This is a genomic window from Clavibacter michiganensis (assembly GCF_016907085.1).
In the GTDB taxonomy this organism is placed as follows: Bacteria; Actinomycetota; Actinomycetes; order Actinomycetales; family Microbacteriaceae; genus Clavibacter; species Clavibacter michiganensis_O.
In genome coordinates this window covers 580,985-599,519 of the sequence record NZ_JAFBBJ010000001.1, presented here as the reverse complement: position 1 = coordinate 599,519, position 18,535 = coordinate 580,985, and the positions used below count along the sequence as shown (strand labels likewise).

Annotated in this window: 21 protein-coding genes; 7 read left to right on the top strand and 14 right to left on the bottom strand. The window is 74.0% G+C overall.

Annotated features, from left to right (window positions below):
• Positions 1–32: 32 nt before the first annotated feature.
• Positions 33–566: a GNAT family N-acetyltransferase gene (locus JOE38_RS02735; protein WP_204574753.1), complete on the bottom strand. Its 534-nt coding sequence runs from the start codon at positions 564–566 to the stop codon at positions 33–35.
• Positions 567–617: 51 nt separating this feature from the next.
• Between JOE38_RS02735 and JOE38_RS02730 the strand changes: the two genes are divergently transcribed.
• Positions 618–1,088: a GNAT family N-acetyltransferase gene (locus JOE38_RS02730; protein WP_204574752.1), complete on the top strand. Its 471-nt coding sequence runs from the start codon at positions 618–620 to the stop codon at positions 1,086–1,088.
• A complete protein-coding gene (locus tag JOE38_RS02725) occupies positions 1,085–1,930 on the top strand; it encodes a UbiA family prenyltransferase (RefSeq protein WP_204574751.1) in 846 nt (281 codons plus the stop codon). The genes JOE38_RS02730 and JOE38_RS02725 overlap by 4 nt, the downstream gene beginning before the upstream one ends.
• Here the strand turns inward: JOE38_RS02725 and JOE38_RS02720 are convergent.
• The 8 genes from JOE38_RS02720 to JOE38_RS02685 all read right to left on the bottom strand — a co-directional run bounded on the left by JOE38_RS02720 (position 1,923) and on the right by JOE38_RS02685 (position 8,926).
• Entirely contained in the window at positions 1,923–3,113 is a 1,191-nt protein-coding gene (locus JOE38_RS02720) for an FAD-dependent oxidoreductase (protein WP_204574750.1), read from the bottom strand. The genes JOE38_RS02725 and JOE38_RS02720 overlap by 8 nt on opposite strands.
• The gene (locus tag JOE38_RS02715) at positions 3,110–3,850 is read right to left on the bottom strand and encodes a class I SAM-dependent methyltransferase (protein ID WP_204574749.1); all 741 of its coding nucleotides are present in this window, start codon (positions 3,848–3,850) and stop codon (positions 3,110–3,112) included. The genes JOE38_RS02720 and JOE38_RS02715 overlap by 4 nt, the downstream gene beginning before the upstream one ends.
• Positions 3,850–5,067 carry a type III polyketide synthase gene (locus tag JOE38_RS02710; protein WP_204577114.1) on the bottom strand — a complete coding sequence of 406 codons (1,218 nt, stop codon included), beginning with the start codon at positions 5,065–5,067 and terminating at the stop codon, positions 3,850–3,852. The genes JOE38_RS02715 and JOE38_RS02710 overlap by 1 nt, the downstream gene beginning before the upstream one ends.
• Positions 5,064–5,513 carry a DUF3618 domain-containing protein gene (locus JOE38_RS02705; RefSeq protein ID WP_234424634.1) on the bottom strand — a complete coding sequence of 150 codons (450 nt, stop codon included), beginning with the start codon at positions 5,511–5,513 and terminating at the stop codon, positions 5,064–5,066. Before JOE38_RS02705 ends, JOE38_RS02710 begins: the two co-directional genes overlap by 4 nt.
• 149 nt (positions 5,514–5,662) lie before the next feature.
• Positions 5,663–6,589, bottom strand: a complete 927-nt coding sequence (locus tag JOE38_RS02700; RefSeq protein ID WP_204574748.1) for an ABC transporter substrate-binding protein — start codon at positions 6,587–6,589, stop codon at positions 5,663–5,665.
• Positions 6,590–6,603: 14 nt separating this feature from the next.
• Positions 6,604–7,329 carry an ABC transporter permease gene (locus tag JOE38_RS02695; protein WP_204574747.1) on the bottom strand — a complete coding sequence of 242 codons (726 nt, stop codon included), beginning with the start codon at positions 7,327–7,329 and terminating at the stop codon, positions 6,604–6,606.
• Positions 7,326–8,024, bottom strand: a complete 699-nt coding sequence (locus JOE38_RS02690; protein ID WP_204574746.1) for an ABC transporter permease — start codon at positions 8,022–8,024, stop codon at positions 7,326–7,328. The genes JOE38_RS02695 and JOE38_RS02690 overlap by 4 nt, the downstream gene beginning before the upstream one ends.
• Positions 8,021–8,926: an ABC transporter ATP-binding protein gene (locus tag JOE38_RS02685; protein ID WP_204574745.1), complete on the bottom strand. Its 906-nt coding sequence runs from the start codon at positions 8,924–8,926 to the stop codon at positions 8,021–8,023. Before JOE38_RS02685 ends, JOE38_RS02690 begins: the two co-directional genes overlap by 4 nt.
• Before the next feature lie 191 nt (positions 8,927–9,117).
• Here JOE38_RS02685 and JOE38_RS02680 point away from each other — a divergent pair, with 191 nt between their 5' ends.
• The gene (locus JOE38_RS02680) at positions 9,118–9,849 is read left to right on the top strand and encodes an SOS response-associated peptidase (protein ID WP_204574744.1); all 732 of its coding nucleotides are present in this window, start codon (positions 9,118–9,120) and stop codon (positions 9,847–9,849) included.
• 37 nt (positions 9,850–9,886) lie between these two features.
• A complete protein-coding gene (locus tag JOE38_RS02675; RefSeq protein WP_307838826.1) occupies positions 9,887–10,984 on the top strand; it encodes an App1 family protein in 1,098 nt (365 codons plus the stop codon).
• Positions 10,985–11,055: 71 nt separating this feature from the next.
• Here JOE38_RS02675 and JOE38_RS02670 read toward each other — a convergent pair whose 3' ends face one another.
• Positions 11,056–11,925 carry an aldo/keto reductase gene (locus JOE38_RS02670; protein ID WP_204574743.1) on the bottom strand — a complete coding sequence of 290 codons (870 nt, stop codon included), beginning with the start codon at positions 11,923–11,925 and terminating at the stop codon, positions 11,056–11,058.
• Between the two features lie 253 nt (positions 11,926–12,178).
• On the opposite strand from JOE38_RS02670, the gene JOE38_RS02665 reads away from it, so the two are divergent.
• Both JOE38_RS02665 and pnuC read left to right on the top strand, forming a co-directional pair.
• A complete protein-coding gene (locus tag JOE38_RS02665) occupies positions 12,179–12,502 on the top strand; it encodes a DUF6504 family protein (protein WP_204574742.1) in 324 nt (107 codons plus the stop codon).
• 155 nt (positions 12,503–12,657) lie between these two features.
• Positions 12,658–13,356: a nicotinamide riboside transporter PnuC gene (gene pnuC / locus JOE38_RS02660; RefSeq protein WP_204574741.1), complete on the top strand. Its 699-nt coding sequence runs from the start codon at positions 12,658–12,660 to the stop codon at positions 13,354–13,356.
• Between the two features lie 8 nt (positions 13,357–13,364).
• Here the strand turns inward: pnuC and JOE38_RS02655 are convergent, their stop codons facing one another.
• Positions 13,365–13,907 carry a GNAT family N-acetyltransferase gene (locus JOE38_RS02655; RefSeq protein ID WP_204574740.1) on the bottom strand — a complete coding sequence of 181 codons (543 nt, stop codon included), beginning with the start codon at positions 13,905–13,907 and terminating at the stop codon, positions 13,365–13,367.
• Between the two features lie 68 nt (positions 13,908–13,975).
• Here JOE38_RS02655 and JOE38_RS02650 point away from each other — a divergent pair, with 68 nt between their 5' ends.
• Positions 13,976–14,896 carry a LysR family transcriptional regulator gene (locus JOE38_RS02650; protein ID WP_204574739.1) on the top strand — a complete coding sequence of 307 codons (921 nt, stop codon included), beginning with the start codon at positions 13,976–13,978 and terminating at the stop codon, positions 14,894–14,896.
• Between the two features lie 28 nt (positions 14,897–14,924).
• Here JOE38_RS02650 and JOE38_RS02645 read toward each other — a convergent pair whose 3' ends face one another.
• From JOE38_RS02645 to JOE38_RS02635, 3 genes are all read right to left on the bottom strand, one after another.
• The gene (locus JOE38_RS02645) at positions 14,925–16,187 is read right to left on the bottom strand and encodes an LCP family protein (RefSeq protein WP_204574738.1); all 1,263 of its coding nucleotides are present in this window, start codon (positions 16,185–16,187) and stop codon (positions 14,925–14,927) included.
• Between the two features lie 108 nt (positions 16,188–16,295).
• A complete protein-coding gene (locus tag JOE38_RS02640) occupies positions 16,296–17,045 on the bottom strand; it encodes a dienelactone hydrolase family protein (RefSeq protein WP_204574737.1) in 750 nt (249 codons plus the stop codon).
• A 96-nt stretch (positions 17,046–17,141) separates the two neighbouring features.
• Entirely contained in the window at positions 17,142–18,509 is a 1,368-nt protein-coding gene (locus JOE38_RS02635) for a glucose-6-phosphate dehydrogenase (protein WP_204574736.1), read from the bottom strand.
• Positions 18,510–18,535 lie beyond the last annotated feature (26 nt).

Genomic DNA, 18,535 nt, shown 5'->3' with positions numbered 1-18,535 from the left:
CGATCGTCCGCCGTGCGGATGGCGCCGCGGGATCAGCTCGCCGGGTCGCCGTCCGCCTCGTGCTGCTCGTCGTCGTCGACCAGCGGCAGGTGCAGGATCGCGAGGTCGAGCGGCCGGCCGAACTTCCAGCCGATGCCGGGCAGCAGCCCCACCCGCCGGAAGCCGAGCCGCTCGTGCAGCCGGATGGATCCCGTGTTGCCGGCCTCGATGTCCGCGAACACGGCGCGCTTCCCGGCCGCCCGCGCGTGCTCGACGACCGCCTCCACCAGCGCGCGGCCGATGCCCTGCCCCTGGAAGGCGTCCCCGACGTAGACCGAGTCCTCCACGGAGAAGCGGTAGCCGGACATGCGCCGCCAGGGCCCGTAGGTGCCGTAGCCCGCGAACGCGCCGTCGACCTCGGCCACGAGGATCGGGTCGCCCGCCTCCGTCGTCTCCCGGAACCACTCCTCGCGCTCGGCGCGGTCGACCGGCTCCTCCGTCCAGAGGGCGGTGCCGGTGAGGATCGCGTCGTTGCGGATCTCCAGCAGGTCGTCGATGTCACGGGGCTCGGCGGGGCGGATCCTCATGCCAGCAGGGTAGTGGAGCGGTCGGCGGGCGCCGTGCGGCAGGATCGACGCATGGACCTCACCATCTCGCGGGTCGCGTGGGACGACGCCGCGGCGACCTCCCTCCGCGCCGCCCAGCGCGCCGAGCTCGACCTCCGCTACGGCGGCGACACGGAGCCGGGCACGAAGCCCACGGCCGCCGACATGGCCGCCTTCCTCGTGGCGCGCGACGCGGACGGGACGCCCGTCGGCTGCGGCGGGATCCGGCCGCTCGGCGACCGCGGCGACGGGACGCCGTGGGCGGAGCTCAAGCGCATGTACGTGGTGCCCGCCGCCCGTGGCACGGGCGTCGCGACGGCCGTCCTCCGCGCCCTCGAGGAGACGGCCCGCGAGCTCGGAGTGGTCGACCTGGTGCTGGAGACGGGCCCGGAGCAGCCCGACGCCATGCGGTTCTACGTCCGCGAGGGCTGGACGGAGATCCCCCGCTTCGGCGCCTACGCCGACTCCGAGGGGTCGCGCTGCTACGCGCTGACGCTCGCGTGATCCGCCGGCTCCGCCTCCTCGCCCTCTCCTCGCACCCCGGGCCGACGGCCACCGTCACGGTGCTGGCCGCGGTGCTCGCGGTCGCGCTCGGCTACGGCGTCGGGCGCGTCGTCGCGGTGGCGCTGGCCGTGCTCCTCGGGCAGCTGTCCATCGGGCTCTCCAACGACTGGATCGACGCCGATCGCGACCGCAGCGTCGCGCGCGCGGACAAGCCCGTCGCGCGCGGCGAGGTCACGGTCGGCCAGGTGCGCGCGGCGGCCCTCGTCACGGCGGCCGCGTGCGGCGTGGCGTCGGCCGCGCTCGGGCCCGCCTTCCTCCTCGCGCACGGCGTGCTCGTGGGCGCCGGCTGGGCCTACAACGCCGGACTCAAGCGGACCGCCTGGAGCGTCGTGCCGTTCGTCGTGGCATTCGGGATCCTGCCGACGGTGGTGGCCCTCGGCGGCGCGGATCCGGTGCCCGCGGCCGCGTGGGCCGTGGCGACCGGCGCGGTGCTCGGCGTCTCCATCCACTTCACCAACGTCCTCCCCGACCTCGAGGACGACGCGCGCACCGGTGTGCGCGGCCTGCCGCACCGGCTCGGGCGCGTGCCGTCCGGCCTCGTGGCGTTCGGGGCGCTCGCGCTCGGTGCCGTCGTCGTCGCGGTCGGTCCCGTGCTCGCGGACCCCGCGCACGCGGTGACGCCGCTCGCGGTCGCCGGGCTCGTCGTCACCCTTGGCATCGCCGCGTGGGGCGCCGTGCGCGTCGTGACCCGGCCGCCCGGCCGCCTGCTGTTCCAGCTGATCATGGCGGCGTCGCTGCTGCTCGTCGCCCAGCTCGCGCTGAACGCGACCCGCCTCACCTGACGCGCGCGCCCGCGTCCCGGCCCATGGCGTAGACGGAGGCGAGACCGGCGGCGGCGGGTGAGGCGAGCACCGCGCGCAGCCCCGCATCGCGCACGATCCGCGTGAGCCCGCGGACGGGACGCCCGAGCGCCGTGTTGATCTCCGACTGCACGGCCGCGCGGCGCGCGCTGGCGAGCCGGTCGCGCTCCCAGCGGGCGAGGCGCGCGGGATCCGGCACGCCGCGGCGCGCGCGCACGGCGTCGACGAGGATCGGCGCGAGGGCGTCCGCGTCGAGCCAGCCGAGGTTCATCCCCTGCCCGCCGATGGGGCTGATCTCGTGGGCCGCGTCGCCGATCAGGATGCCGCGTCCGGCGACCATGCGGCGCGCGAGGCGGCGGCGCACGCCGAAGCCGCTGACCGGATCCAGCTCCGCCGCCGCCACGACGTGCCCGGTTCGCTCCCCCACCGCACGGGCGATGGCGGTCGCGGGATCCCCGTCGCGCTCCCCCGCGCGGATGCCGACGACGAACCGCCGCCGGCCGCCCGGCAGCGGGAAGGACTCGACGACGCCGTCCGGGTGCAGCGTGACGACGGCGTCGTCCCCTCCGTCGGTGCGATCGGGCGCGTCGCCCATGAGGAAGCGGTCGTGCAGCGGGCGCTCGTCGACGCCGATCCCGAGGATCCCGCGGACGGCGCCGCGCGTCCCGTCCGCGCCGATCACGAGGGATGCGGTCACCTCCACGGCGGCCCCGGACGCGTCGCGCCCGGTCGCCCGGACGACGCCGCCCGGCAGCTCCTCGGGATCGGCGTCGAGCCCCGTGAGCGTCACCCCGCGACGGAGCGCGTCGGGCGTGAGCCCGACCAGGCAGCGGGTGAGGATCGCCTCCGTGCGCCACTGAGGCAGCGCGGCCACGTAGGGGTGCGTGGGCGACACCCCGGCGAACGAGACGCGTCCGAGCTCCCCGCGGGGGCCCATCGCGATGCCCGTGCGGACCAGGACCGCCTCGGCGACCATCTCGCGCGCGACGCCGAGCCGGTCGAACGCGTCGAGCGAGGGCGCGTGGATCCCGATGGCCCGCGACAGCATCGCCGGCGTCGGCCGCGCCTCCCACACGCGCACGTCGAGGCCGGCCTGCGCGAGGAGCGCGGCGAGGTGGATCCCCACGGGCCCGCCGCCCACGACGAGCGCGTCGACGCGCGTCATCGGCCCGCGCGGTCAGCGCGGTCGGCGGGGTCCGCGGGGTGCGTGCCGCCCGCGGCCGGGTCGCGCACCACGAGCACGCGGAACGGCACGGCGCCCTCGACTCGCCAGCCCGCCGGCACGCGGAGGGCGAGCTCCACAGGCGTCCAGCTCCGGCGGATCGACCGGAGCCCGTCGACGTGCACGAACGAGCCGCGCGCCACGAGCCGGGACGCGGGCCCGTAGAGGGCGTAGGCGAGCCGGCCGCGCGCGATGTCGCTGTGGATCGCGCGCGGGGCGAGCGCGGCCGAGTCGGCGAGCAGGGCGTCGAAGGAGTGGGCGTCGAGGTGGTGGAGCACGTGGTTGCTCGTCACGAGGTCGAACCGGCGACCCGCGGCCACGAGCTCCGCGCTCGACGCGGGGAGGAACGCGACGTCGGCGTCCCGCGGGCGCGCACCGGCGAAGGCCGCGGCCCGCGGATCCGGGTCGATGCCCGTGACGCGCAGCCGCAGCCCGTCGCGCCGGGCCCACCGGGCGAGGGCGAGCGGCACGTCGCCGCCGCCCGAGCCGATGTCGAGGAGCGTCGTCTCCCGGTCGGCGGACAGCAGCGTGCGGATGCGGGACCGGTAGACCCCGCGCCAGCCGGCGACCACCCGGTTGACGATCCCGAACCGCGCGTAGGTGCGGTCGAGGGCCGCGGGATCGCAGTCCGGGTCGTCCATGAGCTCGGTGAGCTCGGTGTCGCGCCGGGCCAGGTCCATCAGGCGGTCCGGCGGGTCATGAGCGCCGTCTCGACCGTGAGGCCGGGACCGAACGCCATGGCGCACACCCGTCCCGCGCCGGGGCCGGACGCCGCGATCGGCGCGGACTCGGCGACATCGGGACGGCCGGGCACGTCGGCCGGCGGCGTCCGGTGCAGGATCCGCCTGAGCACGAACAGCACCGTCGCGCTCGACATGTTGCCCACCTCCGCGAGCGTCGACCGCGAGGCCTGGAGCTGCGCGGGCGCGAGCGCCAGCCGGTCCTCCACCCGGTCAAGGATGCTGCGGCCGCCGGGGTGGATCGCCCAGTCCTCGATGGCGGCCGGGGCGACGCCGTCGAGCGCGGGCACCTGCGCCCACAGCGGCTCGAGCGCGCCGGTGATGTGCTCGTCGATGATCTTCGGCACGTAGCTCGACAGGATCATGTCGAAGCCCTGGTCGCCGATGGTCCACGCCATGTCGTCCTCGCCCACGGGCGTGAGGACGGTCTCGAACGCCTCGAGGTCGAGCACGGTGGATCCGGCGGGCGCGGGCCGCGCCGTGACGACGGCCGCCGCTGCCCCGTCCCCGAAGACCGACGAGGCGACGATCGAGTCCGCGTCGTTCGACGAGTGCAGGTGCAGCGAGCAGAGCTCCACGCACACCACGAGGACGACGGCGTCCGGGTCGGCGGCGCAGAACTGGGCGGCCATGCGCAGCGCCGGGAACGCGCCGTAGCAGCCCATGAAGCCGAGGTGGAAGCGCTGGGTCGACGCGCCGAGCCCGAGGCCGCGCACGACCTGGTAGTCGGGTCCGGGCGCGTAGAAGCCCGTGCAGGACACGGTGACGACGTGCGTGACGTCGGCCGCCTCGATCCCCGCGGCCTCGTCGACCGCCTGCCGCGCCGCGCCGAGCAGCAGGGCGGGGGCCTCGCGGATGTACGTGTCGTTGCGCGCGCCGGTGCCCGGGGTGAGGATCCGCCCGCTCGTCCGGTCGTAGAAGACGGGATCGCCGTCGACCGCGACGGGTGCGTCCGCGCCCGCCATGCCCGGCGCGGTGCCGAGCTCGCCGATCACCGTGTGCCGCGTGCCGATCCCCGACGCGTTGAAGGCCGCCGACACGAGCCGGGTCCCGAGCCGCCCGAGCTCGGGCTGGCTGCCGAAGAGGTCGCGCACGCCGTCCTGCGCGAGGACGGTCGGCGGCACGGCCGTGGCGATCGAGCGGATGGAGGCGATCAGCGTCGGCCGCCGGAGACGACGGCCGCGCCCACCGCGAGCACGACGGCGACGGCGCCCGCGCCGATCGACGCGGCGACGGCCGGGTCCTTCTTCGTGAACGCGCGCGTGCGGCGCGAGAGGTCCCGGCCGGTCGTGCGGACGCGCGTCGTGACGTCGTCGCGGATGGCGCGGGCGCGGGCCGAGGCGTCGGCCTTCAGCTCGGAGGCGCGGGCCGGCACGTCGAGCGCGGTCTCGAGCTCCCGCACGGTGCGCGCGAGCTCGTCGCGTCCTGCCTGGATGTCGCGCTTCAGCTCCTCGGGGCTGCGCTTGGGCGCGGGCGGGATGTTCGCGCCCTCGCCGTGCGGCGCCGACTCGGCGACCGTCTTGTGCTTGCGGACCTCGCGGGCGACCGTGGTCACCGCGCCGAGGACGCTGACCTCGCCGGTCGGGGACTTCTTCTTGGCCATGCGCGGGCTCCTGCCATCGGGGAAGTACTTGTGGTGGATCCATCATGCTCCGTCGTGCCCGGGCCGGGCACCCACGGACGGCGCGAGGGGCCGGCGCTCGCGCGTCGACCCCTCGCGGGTGCCGGGCGTCGCCGCCCGGTCGCCGCCTCCTAGAAGAGGGCCTTCTCCTTCAGCCAGTCGGCGGCGATCGCGGCCGGCTCGGCCTTCTCGTCGCCCTGGTTGCGGCGGTTCATCTCGGTGAGGTCGTCGGTGGTCAGCGCGGCCGACACCTTGTCGAGGATCGCGGTGACGTCGGGGTTCATCTTCGCGGTGTTCACGAGCGGCACGACGTTCTGCGCCTTGATGAGGTTCTCGGGGTCCTTCAGCGTCACGAACCCGTTGTCGAGGATCGACGGCGTGGTCGAGTAGATGTTCGCCATGTCGACCTGGCCGTCGAGCAGGGCCTTGACGGTGTTGGGGCCGCCCTGGTCCTCGATCGTGACGAGGCTCGCGTCGATGCCGTACGTGCCCGTGAGCCCGCGGATCCCGTACTCGCGGTCGGTCAGCACCGCGCCGCCGCCCACGCGGACGGTCTTGCCCTTGAGGTCGGAGAGGCTCGTGACGCCGTTCGTCTCCGAGTACTCCTTAGTGACGTTGTACGAGTCCTTGTCCTCGGCGGGCGACTCGTCGAGCACCTCGAAGCCGTCCGGCAGCGCGTCGCCGAGGGCGGAGTAGACGTCGTCGCTGGAGGTCGCGGTCGAGTCGGTGTCGTAGGCCGCGAGCAGGTTGCCCGTGTACTCGGGGATGAGGTCGATGGACCCCTCCTCGAGCGCCTTGAGGTAGACCTCGCGCTCGCCGATCTGCAGGTTGCGCGTGACCTTCACGTCGTTGGCCTCGAGGGCCTGCGCGTAGACCTCGGCGAGGATGACGTTCTCGCCGAAGGCCGCGGAGCCGACGGAGATGGTGTCGGTGGGCGCGGCGGAGGCCGAGCTGCCCGAGGTGTCGAGGGGGTCGCCGGACGAGCAGCCGGCGAGGGCCATCGCGGTGCCCAGCGCGACGGTGCCGACGAGGAGCCGGCGGGTGATGCTGTGGGTCATGTGCTGTGTTCCTTTCAGGGAGTGGTGCTGACCGCGGGCCTCGACGAGGTCCGCGGTGAGTCGGGGGTGCGCCCGGACGCGGCGACGACGCCGCGGGGGACGACGGCGCGCTGCACGATCGCGAAGACCGCGTCCACGACGAGGGCGAGCACGGTGACGAGGACCGCCGACGCCAGGAGCAGGGGGAAGTTCCGCGTGGTCAGGCCGGTGAAGATGTCGCGGCCGAGTCCGCCCAGCCCGAGGTAGGCGCCGAGCGTGACGGTGCTGATGACCTGGAGGGTCGCCGCGCGGAAGCCGCTGATCATGAGCGGCAGCGCGAGCGGGATCTCGACACGACCCAGGATCTGCGTCTCGGTCATCCCCACGGCGCGCGCCGCGTCGATCGCCGAGCGGTCCACGGCCTGCACGCCGGAGTAGACGCCCGCCAGCAGCGGTGGGATGCCGAGGAGCGAGAACGTCAGGATCGGCCCGGTGAGGCCGATGCCGAAGAGGAGGCCGAGCAGGACCAGGACGCCGAGGGTGGGCAGCGCGCGGAGACCGCCCGAGAAGGCGACGGCCACGTTGCGCCCGCGGCCGGTGTGCCCGATGTAGAGGCCAGCGGGCACGGCGATGACGGCGGCGACGCCCATCGCGAGGGCGGTGTACCCGAGGTGCTCCAGCAGGCGTGTGCCGTACCCGGTGGGGCCCGCCCACCGTGACGCGTCGAGGAGGAGGGCGAATGCCTCGGCGAAGAGGTTCACGAGGCGCTCGCATCCGTGACGAGCGCGGCGCGCCGGGCCGACCGCGTGCGAGCGCGCAGGGACGGTTGGGTCGACCAGGGCATGAGGAGCCTCCCGGCCAGCAGGAGGATGAGGTCGAAGACGAGCGCGATCACGACGATGCCCACGATTCCGGTGATGATCTCCGTGTAGAACTGGCGCCGGTACCCGCTGAGGATCATGGTCCCGAGGCTCAGGATCCCCGACAGCGAACCGACCGTGACCATGCTCACGGTGCTCACGGAGACGACCCGCAGTCCGGCGAGGAGCACGGGGCCCGCGAGCGGCAGCTCGACCCGCCAGAAGCGCGCCCACCCGGCGTACCCCATCGCCGTCGCGGACTGCTTGACGTCCTCCGAGACCGAGGCGAGCGCGTCCGAGGTGATGCGGATCATCAGCGCCACGGCGTACACGGTGAGGGCGACCACGACGTTGCGGGGATCGAGGATGTTGGTGCCGATGATCGCCGGCATCGCGAGCAGGAGCGCGATCGACGGGATCGTGTAGAGCGCTCCGCCGACGGTGAGCAGGGCGCCACGGGTGCGCCGGTACCGGTTGGCGAGCCAGCCGAGCGGCAGCGAGATGACGAGCCCGAGGAGGACGGGCGGCGCCGCCAGCGCGACGTGGGCGACGGCCAGGTCGAGCACCGTGCCGAAGTTGGCGATGACCCAGTTCACGCGGGTCCCGCACCCTGCGCCGGGGCACCGGGGGCGTGCGCGGCCCCCGCCTCGGTCGGAGCGGATGCGGATCGGGCGGCGGCGCGCCCCTCGTCGTCGAGCACGCCCACGAGCCGGCCGTCGCGGTCGACGAGCACCTGGCCCGTGCCGGTGTCTTCGACGTGCAGCGCGCGCTTGCCCTTGTCGGCGCCCACGAAGTCGCGGACGAAGTCGTTCGCCGGGTTCGAGAGGATCTCCTGCGGCGTGCCCTGCTGGGCGATGCGGCCGCCCTTCTCGAGGATCACGACCTGGTCGCCGAGCAGGAACGCCTCGTCGATGTCGTGCGTCACGAAGACGACGGTCTTGTCGAGCTCGGTGCGCAGGCGGATGAGCTCCTGCTGCAGGTCGTCGCGCACGAGCGGGTCGACGGCGCCGAACGGCTCGTCCATGAGCAGGATGTTCGGGTCCACAGCGAGGCCACGGGCGACGCCGACGCGCTGCTGCTGGCCGCCGGAGAGCTGCGACGGGTAGCGGTCGGCCATCGAGCGGTCGAGGCCCACGGTGTCCATGAGCTTGAGGGCGCCCTCGCGCGCCGTGCGCTTGTCGACGCCCGTGAGGCGCGGCACGGTCGCGATGTTGTCGACGACCTTGCGGTGCGGCAGGAGGCCGGAGTTCTGCATCACGTAGCCGATGCTGCGGCGCAGCTTCACGGCGTCCTGGGTGGCGATGTCGGTGCCGTCGATCTCGATGCGGCCCGAGGTGGGGTCCACCATCCGGTTGATCATGCGCATGAGGGTCGTCTTGCCGCAGCCCGAGGATCCCACGAGGACCGTCGTGGTCTGCGAGGGGACGACGAGGCTGAAGTCCTCGATCGCGAGCGTGCCGTCCGGGTACTGCTTGCGGACGTGGTGGAACTCGATCATGGGTGGCTCATTCCTCGTATGCGCTACGAATCGACACTTGCCAGGTCCTCCAGCGAACCATGCCGGCGCCGGAACGGCCGCACCGGGTCGTCCCCTGTCGCCACTTCGTAACAAATGGGGCTCCAGCGGACAGTCCCCGGATGCCGCGCGCACGTCGGTCGGCGTCGGACGCGTCCGCCAGGATGGAGGGCATGACGCGCATCCTCGCCCGGGCCACGACCGCCGACGACCTGGTCGGGCTGCTCGACGTGGATCACGCGGGCGACGCCGTGCCCGGGCCGTCCTGGCGCATCGTCCCCGGCCAGCGCGTGGCGGTCCTGGTCGACACGCTGCCGCGCCGCGCGGAGGGCGACACCGAGGACCAGGTGCCCGTGCGGCGCCTCGAGTCGGCGCGCTGGGGCCTCGTCCCCGCGGGATCCCCGGGGCCGGACCAGGGCCCGCCGCTCGCGGAGGTCCCCGCGGAGCAGCTCGCCTCCCGGCCGGAGCTCCTGCAGGCGCTCGTGTCCCGGCGCGCGGCGGTCCCGGTGTCGGGCTACTACGAGCACCACGAGACCGACGACGGACTGCGCACCCCGTACCTCGTCGGCGCCGGCGAGGGCACCGTGCTCCTCGCGGCGCTGTACGAGTGGTGGCGGGATCCGTCGCGCGCGGCCGACGACCCGGCCCGCTGGGTGCTGAGCTGTGCGGTGCTCACCCGTCCGTCGGCCGGCACGGTGGAGGCGCTCGCGGAGCGCATGCCCGTGGTGCTCTCGCCCGACGTCGTCGAGGAGTGGCTCGACCCCACGGCCGAGGGCTCCCCCGACCTGCTGCGGGCCGTCGCCGCGCAGGCGGAGGACGTGATCGAGGAGCTCGCGATGGACGAGGTCGGGCCCGGGATCGACCAGGGCGCGCCGGACACGGCGGAGCTCGCCCGGCCCGTGTGACGACGGGCCGGCTCCCCGCGTCTGGTTGACTGGGCGCGTGGCCCCCTCCTCGAAGAAGAAGAAGCACGCGACCCGCACGCTCCTCGAGTCACCGGCCGCCGCCCCCGTGCTGCACCGGGCGGCGCGCATCGAGGACCGCATCCACGAGATCCGCGAGGGCCGGGCCCGGAAGCGGGGGCTGAAGCCCACCGTCATCCCCTACGCCGGCTACGGATCCGTGCGCTGGGTCCGCGTCCTCTGCCGCGTCCTCCTCACCGACCCGAAGAGCAAGCGCGCGCTGGCCGGCGACAAGGTCGTCCGCGGCTGGCGGAGCTTCACGAGCGTGCCGCTCACCGACGTCGACGTCGTCGTCGAGATCGACGGGATCGAGCACCACGTGCGGGCTGACCGCGGCGGCGTCGTCGACCAGGTCGTCGAGGCGAACCTGCCGAGCGGCTGGCACACGATCCGGATCCGGTCAGAGGGGTCGGAGACCGTCGAGGCGCCCGTCTTCATCGTGGGCGACGACGTGCGCACCGGGATCCTCAGCGACATCGACGACACCGTCATGGTCACCGCGCTCCCCCGGCCGTTCCTCGCCGCCTGGAACACGTTCGTGCTCGACGAGCACGCGCGGACGCCCACCCCCGGCATGGCCGTGCTCTACGAGCGCCTGCGCCTGCAGCACGAGGGCGCGCCCGTCCTGTACCTCTCGACGGGGGCGTGGAACGTCGCCCCGACGCTCACGCGGTTCCTGTCGCGCAACCTGTACCCGCCGGGTCCGATCCTCCTCACCGACTGGGGCCCCACCGTCGACCGCTGGTTCCGCAGCGGCATGGAGCACAAACGCAACAACCTGCGACGCCTCGCGGAGGAGTTCCCGCACGTGAAGTGGATCCTCGCGGGCGACGACGGCCAGCACGACGAGCTGCTCTACGGCGAGTTCGCCGAGCAGCACCCCGGCAACGTCGAGGTCGTCCTCATCCGGCAGCTCTCGGCGGGCGAGGCCGTGCTCGCGGGCGGACGGGCGAAGGCGGAGAAGCGCGCCCTCGACAGCCCGATCCCGTGGGTCTACGCCCCGGACGGCGCGAGCCTCCTCGCCCAACTCGACGACCTCGGGCTCGCCGACGACTCGGGCACCCGCATCGGCACCTAGCCGGACGCCGCCGGGAACGACGGAGGGCCCCGCAGGATCGCTCCTGCGGGGCCCTCGTGCGTGCGGGTGGATCAGACGGCGTCGGTGAGCGCCTGGAACTCGTCGTCGGTGAGCTCGATGCCCGCCGCGGCGATGTTGTCCTCGACGTGCCCGACCGACTTGGTGCCGGGGATCGGCAGCATCACGGGCGAGCGGCGCAGGAGCCACGCGAGCGCGAGCTGCGAGGCGCGCGCGTCGTGCTGCTTCGCGAGGGCGTCGAGCGGGCCGCCGTCCTTCGCGAGCTCGCCGGTCGCGAGCGGGAACCACGGGATGAACGCGAGGCCCTCGGCCTCGGCGTAGTCGAGCAGCGGCTCGGCGTCGCGCTTGGCGAGGTTGAAGAGGTTCTGCACCGAGACGATCTCGGCGATCTCGCGCGCGGCCTTCACGTCGTCGACCTGCACCTCGGAGAGCCCGATGTGGCGGATCTTGCCCTCGGACTGCAGGTCCTTGAGCACGCCGATCTGGTCGGCGAGCGGCACCGCCGGGTCGATGCGGTGCAGCTGGTAGAGGTCGATGCGCTCGAGGCCCAGGTGGCGCAGGCTCAGCTCCAGCTGCTGGCGCAGGTACTCGGGGCGGCCGACGGGCTGCCAGTCGCCGGGCCCGGGGCGCGTGAGCCCGCCCTTGGTCGCGATGACGACGTCGTCGGCGTACGGGTGGAGCGCCTCCTTGAGGAGCTCCTCGGCCACGAACGGGCCGTAGGAGTCGGCGGTGTCGAAGAACGTGACGCCGAGCTCGGCGGCGCGGCGGATGACGCGGACGGCCTCGGCGGGGTCCTCGGGGGCGCCCCAGACGCCCTCGCCGGTCAGCTGCATGGTGCCGTAGCCGAGCCGGACGACGGGCAGGTCGCCGCCGATGGTGAACGTGCCGGATGCCTCGGCAGGACGGGTGGTGGTGTCGGTCATGTGGACCCTCCTCGGGTGTCGATGACGAGGGGGCGTCTGCCGCCCTCGGGACCCTGGTGCCAACGCGCCGACCCGCCGATCCATGCCCGATGCGCGTGATCCGGACACGACCCTCAGCCTCCGGTCGAGGGTGAGGCGGATCCGCCCGCTCCCCTCGTGGATGTCGGCGGGCGTTCCTACACTCGGATCAGACGTTCGAACATCCGTTCGAACGCGGGAGCGCGGCCGGCGCGACGGGCGAGAGGAGCGGCACATGCGGATCGACGAGGACGTGGAGGTCGAGCTCTCGGACGACGGCTCGCCGTTGCGCTTCACCTGGCGGGGCGTGGTCTACGGGGTGGTGAGCTCGCCCGAGCGGTGGATCGCGCGGGTCGACTGGTGGCAGCGCACGGGCCGCGCGCCCCGCGGCGCGAGCGCCCACCTGCTCGAGCTGCGCATGTGGCGCGTCGAGGCCGTGCCGCTCACCACGGGCGCGCGCCGGGTCGACGGCTCGTTCGACCTGAGCGTCGACGCGCGCGGCCGCTGGTCGCTCGTCACCGCGTCCGACGAGGAGCTCGACGTGCGCCTGTTCGCCTGAGGCCGCCTCGGTGCCCGAAGCCGCCTCGGCACCGGCTGCCGACCCCGGGCGGGTCCGGGGAATAGCCGAGGGCATGCGCGCCTTCACCCCATCGGCGCCGCGCACGGCGTCCCGCACGCAGGTCACCCGGACCGCGGCGCACGGAGGGATCCCGCATGGCGGCACTCGAGTGGCTGTTCGACGCGCAGCTCCGCATCGGCGACCAGACCATCCTCTGGCGCGAGATCGTCGGCAACCTCTTCGGCCTCGCCAGCGCGCTCGGCGGCATGCGCCGCAAGGTCTGGGCGTGGCCCGTCGGCATCGTCGGCAACGTGCTCCTCTTCACCGTCTTCCTCGGCGCCGTCTTCGGCACGCCGAACCCCGTGAACCTCCTCGGCCAGGCCGGCCGCCAGGTCATGTTCATCGCCGTCTCGGTCTACGGCTGGTACCGCTGGCAGCAGGCCAGGCACGGCGGTGCGCCCGTCGTCCCGCAGTGGGCGTCCGGTCGCGAGCGGATCCTGCTCGTGGTCGCGCTCGTCGGCGGCACCGCCATCCTCACGCCCGTCTTCCGCGCGCTCGGCTCCTACGAGCCCGTGTGGGCCGACGCCTGGATCTTCGTCGGCTCGCTCCTCGCCACCTACGGCATGGCCAAGGGCTGGGTCGAGTTCTGGCTGATCTGGGTGGCGGTCGACCTCGTCGGCGTGCCGCTGCTCGTGAGCGCCGGCTACTACGCGTCCGCCTTCATGTACGTCTTCTACGGCGCCTTCACGCTCACGGGCTTCTTCGTCTGGATGCGCGCCCGCGGCACCGGGGCCCCCGCGGTGGAGACGGCCTTCCCGGATCCGCGCGTCGTCGAGGCCCCCGCCGAGCGCTGACGAACGCGTCAGTCGCGCTCGGCACCGGGCCCGTCGCCGAGGTCGTGCCGCATGAACACGCTGGCCCGCGCGTAGGGCATGTGCCCGACCTCCGCGGGCGGCACGTGCCGGAACCCGACGCTCTCGTAGAGGTGGACGGCGGCGGGCAGGTCGACGCTGCTGCCGAGCACCACGGCTCCCGCTCCCCGTCGTCGTGCCTCGTCGAGGGCGGCGAGGAGCAGCTTCCGGCCGGTCCCCCGCCCGCGGACGGACGCGTCGACCGCCATCTTCGCGAGCTCCCACAGGCCGTCGCCCTCGGGGATCAGGGCCACGCATCCCACGACGCGGTCCCCGTCGCGGGCGAGGAGCACCGCGCCGCCGCGGTCGACGACCTGGCCGCGCGGGTCGGCGAGCACGCGCTCGTCGTCGGGCTCGAGCGCGAACAGCGTCGTGATCCAGGCCTCGTTCAAGGCGCGGAAGGCGCGGGCGTCGGCGTCGTCGACGAGCGGCGAGATCCCGATCGGGGCGGATGCGGATGCGGATGCGGACGGGCTCTCGGCGTGCGTGCTCATGGATCCAGCATCGCCGCCGACCAGGACGGTGTCCAATATGGAAGACGTCGCTCCGATAGCGTTCGTGAATGGATCTCGACCTCCGCCTCGTCCGCTCCTTCCTCGCCGTCGCCGACGAGCGTCACTTCGGCCGGGCGGCGGAGCAGCTCGGCATCGCCCAGCCGGTGCTCTCGCAGCAGGTGCAGCGCCTCGAGCGCCGGCTCGGCGTGGCGCTGCTCGTCCGCACCTCCCGGAGCGTCGCCGTCACGCCGGCGGGCGCCGCGCTGAGGGAGCGCGGGCGCGCGCTGCTCCGGCAGGCCGAGGCCGGGCTCGACGAGGTGGCGCGCATCGCCCGCGGGGATGCGGGGCGGCTCGACCTCGGCATGGTGCACTCGACCGTCGCGATCCCGGCGGAGCGGACCGGGCCCGTGGAGAGCATCCGGCGCTTCCGCGCGCTCCACCCGGACGTCGAGGTGCGGGTGCGCGAGGGCTTCACGGTCGACCTGATGCAGGCGCTGGTCCGGGGCGAGCTCGACGTCGCGATCGTGCGCGACCCGGATCCGGCCGACGGCGTCGACCTCGTGGAGGTCCTCACCGAGCCGTTCACGGCGGTCGTGCCGGCCGCGCATGCGCTGGCCGCCCTGCCCGCGGTGGACGCGGCCCTCCTCGCCGACGAGCCCTTCGTGTTCCCGCCGCGACGCGCGAGCGACGACGCCTACGCGCGGAACCTCGAGCCCGTCACCGAGCGGGGCCGGATCGTGCGGGTGGTCCAGGAGGGGTCGACGTGGACCATGATCATCCACCTCGTGGGGGCGGGACTCGGCGTGACGATCGCCCCGCGGAGCGCGACGGTCGGCGCGCCGGACACGGTCCGCGTCGTCCCGCTCCGGGACTCGCACGCGACCTCGACGGTGCACGTCGCGACGCGCGCCGACGATCCGAACCCCGTCGTGCGGGCGTTCCTCGCGGCGCGCGCGACGGCGGCCACCCCGGATCCGGCCTCGCGCTGACGGTCGACGCCCGGGCGGTGGCGCCGGGTCAGCCCTGGCCGTTGGAGCAGGTGCTCTGCGCGGCGGTCTGGCCGGTGATGCTCGGGTCGAGCACCTCGGCCGTCGCGGTGGGCGGCGTCGTCGGCGTCGAGCCGTCGGCCGGCGGCGCGGTCGTGGCCGGCGGCGTCGTGGTGCCCTCGGCGGGCACGCTGCCGGACTCGTCGGACGCCGCGGCCTGGCCGAGCGAGAAGTCCGCGTCGGAGGCGAGGAGGCCCATGAGCTGCGCGGCGGCCGCCTCGTCCGGCTGGACCCGTCCGTTGGCCAGCACGGTGCCCGGGTACTGCAGGAACACGACGTCGTCGAGCGGGATGTCCTTGAAGGTCAGCCCCACCGAGACGAGCGTGTCGAGGTCGGCGAGCGACGTGGACAGCTGCATGTTGTCGACCACGGCGCGGGCGATGCCGTAGAGCTTGGCGGGGTTGGTGAGGGTGTCGGTGCTCTTGATCGTGCGCACGAGCGCGCTCAGGAACACCTGCTGGTTGCCGATGCGCGAGATGTCGCTGCCGTCGCCGACGCCGTAGCGGGTGCGGAGGAACTGCACGGCCTCCTTGCCCTGGAGCGGGTGGATCCCGGGATCCAGCGACAGGTCGGTCTTCTTGTCGTAGATGCCGTTCGCCACGCAGACCTCGACGCCGCCGACCGCGTTCGACATCTCCACCACGCCGTTGAACTGCACGACGCCGCCGTAGGGGATGTCGAGCCCGGTGAGGCCCTCGACCATGCGGACGGTGCACTCGAAGCCGCCGCGGGACAGCGACTCGTTGAGCTGGGCGCGCGAGCTGGCGGCGTACTTCGTGCCGTCCGGCCCCTCGCACTCCGGGATCGGCACGAGCATGTCGCGCGGGAAGGAGATGACCGTGGCGCGGCTGCTGTCCTCGCTGATGTGGAGCAGCATCGTCACGTCGTTGAGCGAGGCCGTGCCCACGTCCTTCGCGGCGCCGTAGCCGTCGCCCTGGCCGGCGCGGCTGTCGCTGCCGACGATGAGGATGTTGGCGCCGCCGTCGATGCCGCCGAGCGAGGGCGGCATCGTCTGGCCGCCCGAGATGTCGACCGTGTTGTCGGCGACGGTGCGGGAGAGGTCCACGAAGACGATGGTCAGCAGCGATGCGGCGGCCGCGAACGCGACCGCGGCGACCATGCCGACGCCCTTCATGACCGCGCGTCCGGCGCTCGGGGTCCGGAGGCGGCCGTGTCGCGCGATGCCGCGGACGCGCGCCCGGTCGGCGCGAGTCCTCTGGGGGGCGTGCTGCATGGGTGGATCTCTCGTCGCCGGGCGGGGAGTGCCGGGCGCGGGCACCCGGATCCTCCACAGGCTAGCCGAGGCCGGTGGAGAATCCCGTCGGCGCGCAGGGTCGATGCGCTACGCGCCCGCGTGCTCCCGGTCGCGCAGGTGGGCGTCCAGGAACGCGTCGATCCGGCGCCATGCGTCCGCCGCGGACGCGGGCTCGGGCCCCATGCCCACCGCGCGCAGCACCGGCCGGAGCGGCCGGGGACCCATCTCGGCGTCGTTGAGGAAGGAGTGCCCGGCGGCCGGGTACTCCCGCACGTCGTGCGCGATGCCGTGCGCCTCGAGGGCGGCTTCCAGGCGGTCGGCGGATCCCGCGAGCTGCCGGTCGCGTCCGCCGTAGCTCGCGACGATCGGGCACGCGCCGTCGAGCACCCCGTCGAGGTCCTCGGGGAGCATCCCGTAGTTGACGCTCGAGGCGTCGAAGCCGCGGGAGGCCGCGGCCAGGGCGAACCCGCCGCCCATGCAGAAGCCGATGACGCCCACGCGGCCCGTGCAGTCGGCGCGGGCGAGGAGCGCCCGGCGGGCGGACTCGACGTCGACGAACGCGCGTCCCTCCCCCGCCGCGAGCGTGCGGAAGGTCGCGACCAGGCAGCGGCGCGCGCCGCCGGCCGAGAAGAGATCGGGCATGAGCGCGAGGAAGCCGGCCTCGGCGAGGCGCTCGGCCTGGCGGCGCATCACGTCGGTGACGCCGAAGGCCTCGTGCACCACGACGACCGCGGGCCACGGGCCCTCGCCCGCCGGCACCGCCAGCACGCCGTGCAGGCCGGGCGACGCCTCGGGCGAGGCCGCGGGCAGGGGGATCTCGGTGAGGGTCACGGGCATGCCCTCACGCTAGGACGCGACGAGGGCGCCGCCGCCGGGAGGCGACGACGCCCAGGGAGCCGTCATGCGGGAGGCCGGCGCGGGCGGCGCGGGCGGTCAGCGCCAGGCGGTCGGCCCCGCGGATCCGGCGCGGTACTCGGCCATGGGCACGCGGTCGCCCTTCCAGGCGCGCATGACCGGCGCGACGATGCGCCAGCACCGCTCGGCCACGTCGCCGCGGACCGAGAGGCGCGGGTCGCCGGCGAGGATGCCGTCGAGCACCTCGCCGTACGGGGTGAGCTCGGGCTCGGCGAACTCCGCGCGGAACGTGGACTGCGTGAGCGTGAAGGGCTCGCCCGTGCCGTCCATGGTGACCTCGAGCGAGATGCCGTCGGGCTTGAGGTCGATGATGAGGCGGTCCGGCCGCGCGGAGCCGTGGAGGCCCCGCGGCAGGTGCGCCACGGGCTTGAAGGTGACGATGATGCGCTTCGACGCCTCCTTGAGGGCCTTGCCCGAGCGGAGGCGGAACGGCACGCCCGCCCAGCGCGCGTTGGCGACGCCGAACGTGACCTCGGCGAGCGTCTCCGTCTCGTTGGCCGGATCGACCCCCTCCTCCTTGGCGTAGGCGGGGATGCGCGTGCCGTCCACCGTGGCGCCCGTGTAGCGGGCCCGGCGGCTGTGGGCGATGGGGTCGTTGTCCCAGACCTCGGTGGCGCGGAGGACCGAGGCGATGTTCGAGCGCAGGTCGTCCGGGTCGATGCTCGCGGGCGGCTCCATCGCGAACACCGCGAGCACCTGCAGCAGGTGGCTCTGGATCATGTCGACGAGCGCGCCCGACTTGTCGTAGTAGGCGGCGCGGCCCTCGAGGGCGAGCGTCTCGTCGTAGAGGATCTCGACCTTCTCGATGTCCCTGGCGCTCCACACCGACTCGAAGAAGCGGTTGGCGAAGCGCAGCGAGACGAGGTTGAGCACCGTGGAGAGGCCGAGGAAGTGGTCGGTGCGGTGGATGCGGTCCTCCGGCACGAGCTTCAGCAGCTGGCGGTTGAGCTGGGCGGCGCTGCGGCTGTTCGAGCCGAACGGCTTCTCGAGCGCCAGCGTGGTGCCCTCCGGCAGGTCGAGCTTCGCGAGCTGCTCGCACACCGCGATGGAGATGGCCGGCGGCAGCGCGAAGTAGAGGGCCGGCGCGCCCTCGCACGCCTCGAGGATGCGCTTCAGGTCGTCGAGGTCGGTGGGGTCGGCCTGGATGTACTTGGTGGACGAGACGATGCCCGCCGCCCGGCGTCCCGTGGCGTCCACCGAGTCGAACGCGGTCTTGACCGTCTTCGTCCACTCCTGCGGCGTGCGGGCGCTCCGGCCGGTGCCGATGAGCTGGATCCGCCGCCCCCGATCGCTCGCCACGAGGCTGCCGAGACCCGGCAGCAGGAGGCGTTCCGTGAGGTCGCCGCTGGCGCCGAGGATGACGAGGGTGGAGGGTTCGCTGGTCATCCTCCGAGACTACGGGTCGCGGCTGC

Coding starts and splice junctions, on each gene's coding strand:
- JOE38_RS02640 (WP_204574737.1), bottom strand. CDS start 17,045: ATGCCCGTGACCCTCACCGAGATCCCCCTGCCCGCGGCCTCGCCCGAG.
- JOE38_RS02730 (WP_204574752.1), top strand. CDS start 618: ATGGACCTCACCATCTCGCGGGTCGCGTGGGACGACGCCGCGGCGACC.
- JOE38_RS02735 (WP_204574753.1), bottom strand. CDS start 566: ATGAGGATCCGCCCCGCCGAGCCCCGTGACATCGACGACCTGCTGGAG.
- JOE38_RS02715 (WP_204574749.1), bottom strand. CDS start 3,850: ATGGACCTGGCCCGGCGCGACACCGAGCTCACCGAGCTCATGGACGAC.
- JOE38_RS02650 (WP_204574739.1), top strand. CDS start 13,976: ATGGATCTCGACCTCCGCCTCGTCCGCTCCTTCCTCGCCGTCGCCGAC.
- JOE38_RS02700 (WP_204574748.1), bottom strand. CDS start 6,589: ATGACCCACAGCATCACCCGCCGGCTCCTCGTCGGCACCGTCGCGCTG.
- JOE38_RS02635 (WP_204574736.1), bottom strand. CDS start 18,509: ATGACCAGCGAACCCTCCACCCTCGTCATCCTCGGCGCCAGCGGCGAC.
- JOE38_RS02670 (WP_204574743.1), bottom strand. CDS start 11,925: ATGACCGACACCACCACCCGTCCTGCCGAGGCATCCGGCACGTTCACC.
- JOE38_RS02680 (WP_204574744.1), top strand. CDS start 9,118: ATGACGCGCATCCTCGCCCGGGCCACGACCGCCGACGACCTGGTCGGG.
- JOE38_RS02665 (WP_204574742.1), top strand. CDS start 12,179: ATGCGGATCGACGAGGACGTGGAGGTCGAGCTCTCGGACGACGGCTCG.
- pnuC (WP_204574741.1), top strand. CDS start 12,658: ATGGCGGCACTCGAGTGGCTGTTCGACGCGCAGCTCCGCATCGGCGAC.
- JOE38_RS02720 (WP_204574750.1), bottom strand. CDS start 3,113: ATGACGCGCGTCGACGCGCTCGTCGTGGGCGGCGGGCCCGTGGGGATC.
- JOE38_RS02645 (WP_204574738.1), bottom strand. CDS start 16,187: ATGCAGCACGCCCCCCAGAGGACTCGCGCCGACCGGGCGCGCGTCCGC.
- JOE38_RS02705 (WP_234424634.1), bottom strand. CDS start 5,513: ATGGCCAAGAAGAAGTCCCCGACCGGCGAGGTCAGCGTCCTCGGCGCG.
- JOE38_RS02655 (WP_204574740.1), bottom strand. CDS start 13,907: ATGAGCACGCACGCCGAGAGCCCGTCCGCATCCGCATCCGCATCCGCC.
- JOE38_RS02685 (WP_204574745.1), bottom strand. CDS start 8,926: ATGATCGAGTTCCACCACGTCCGCAAGCAGTACCCGGACGGCACGCTC.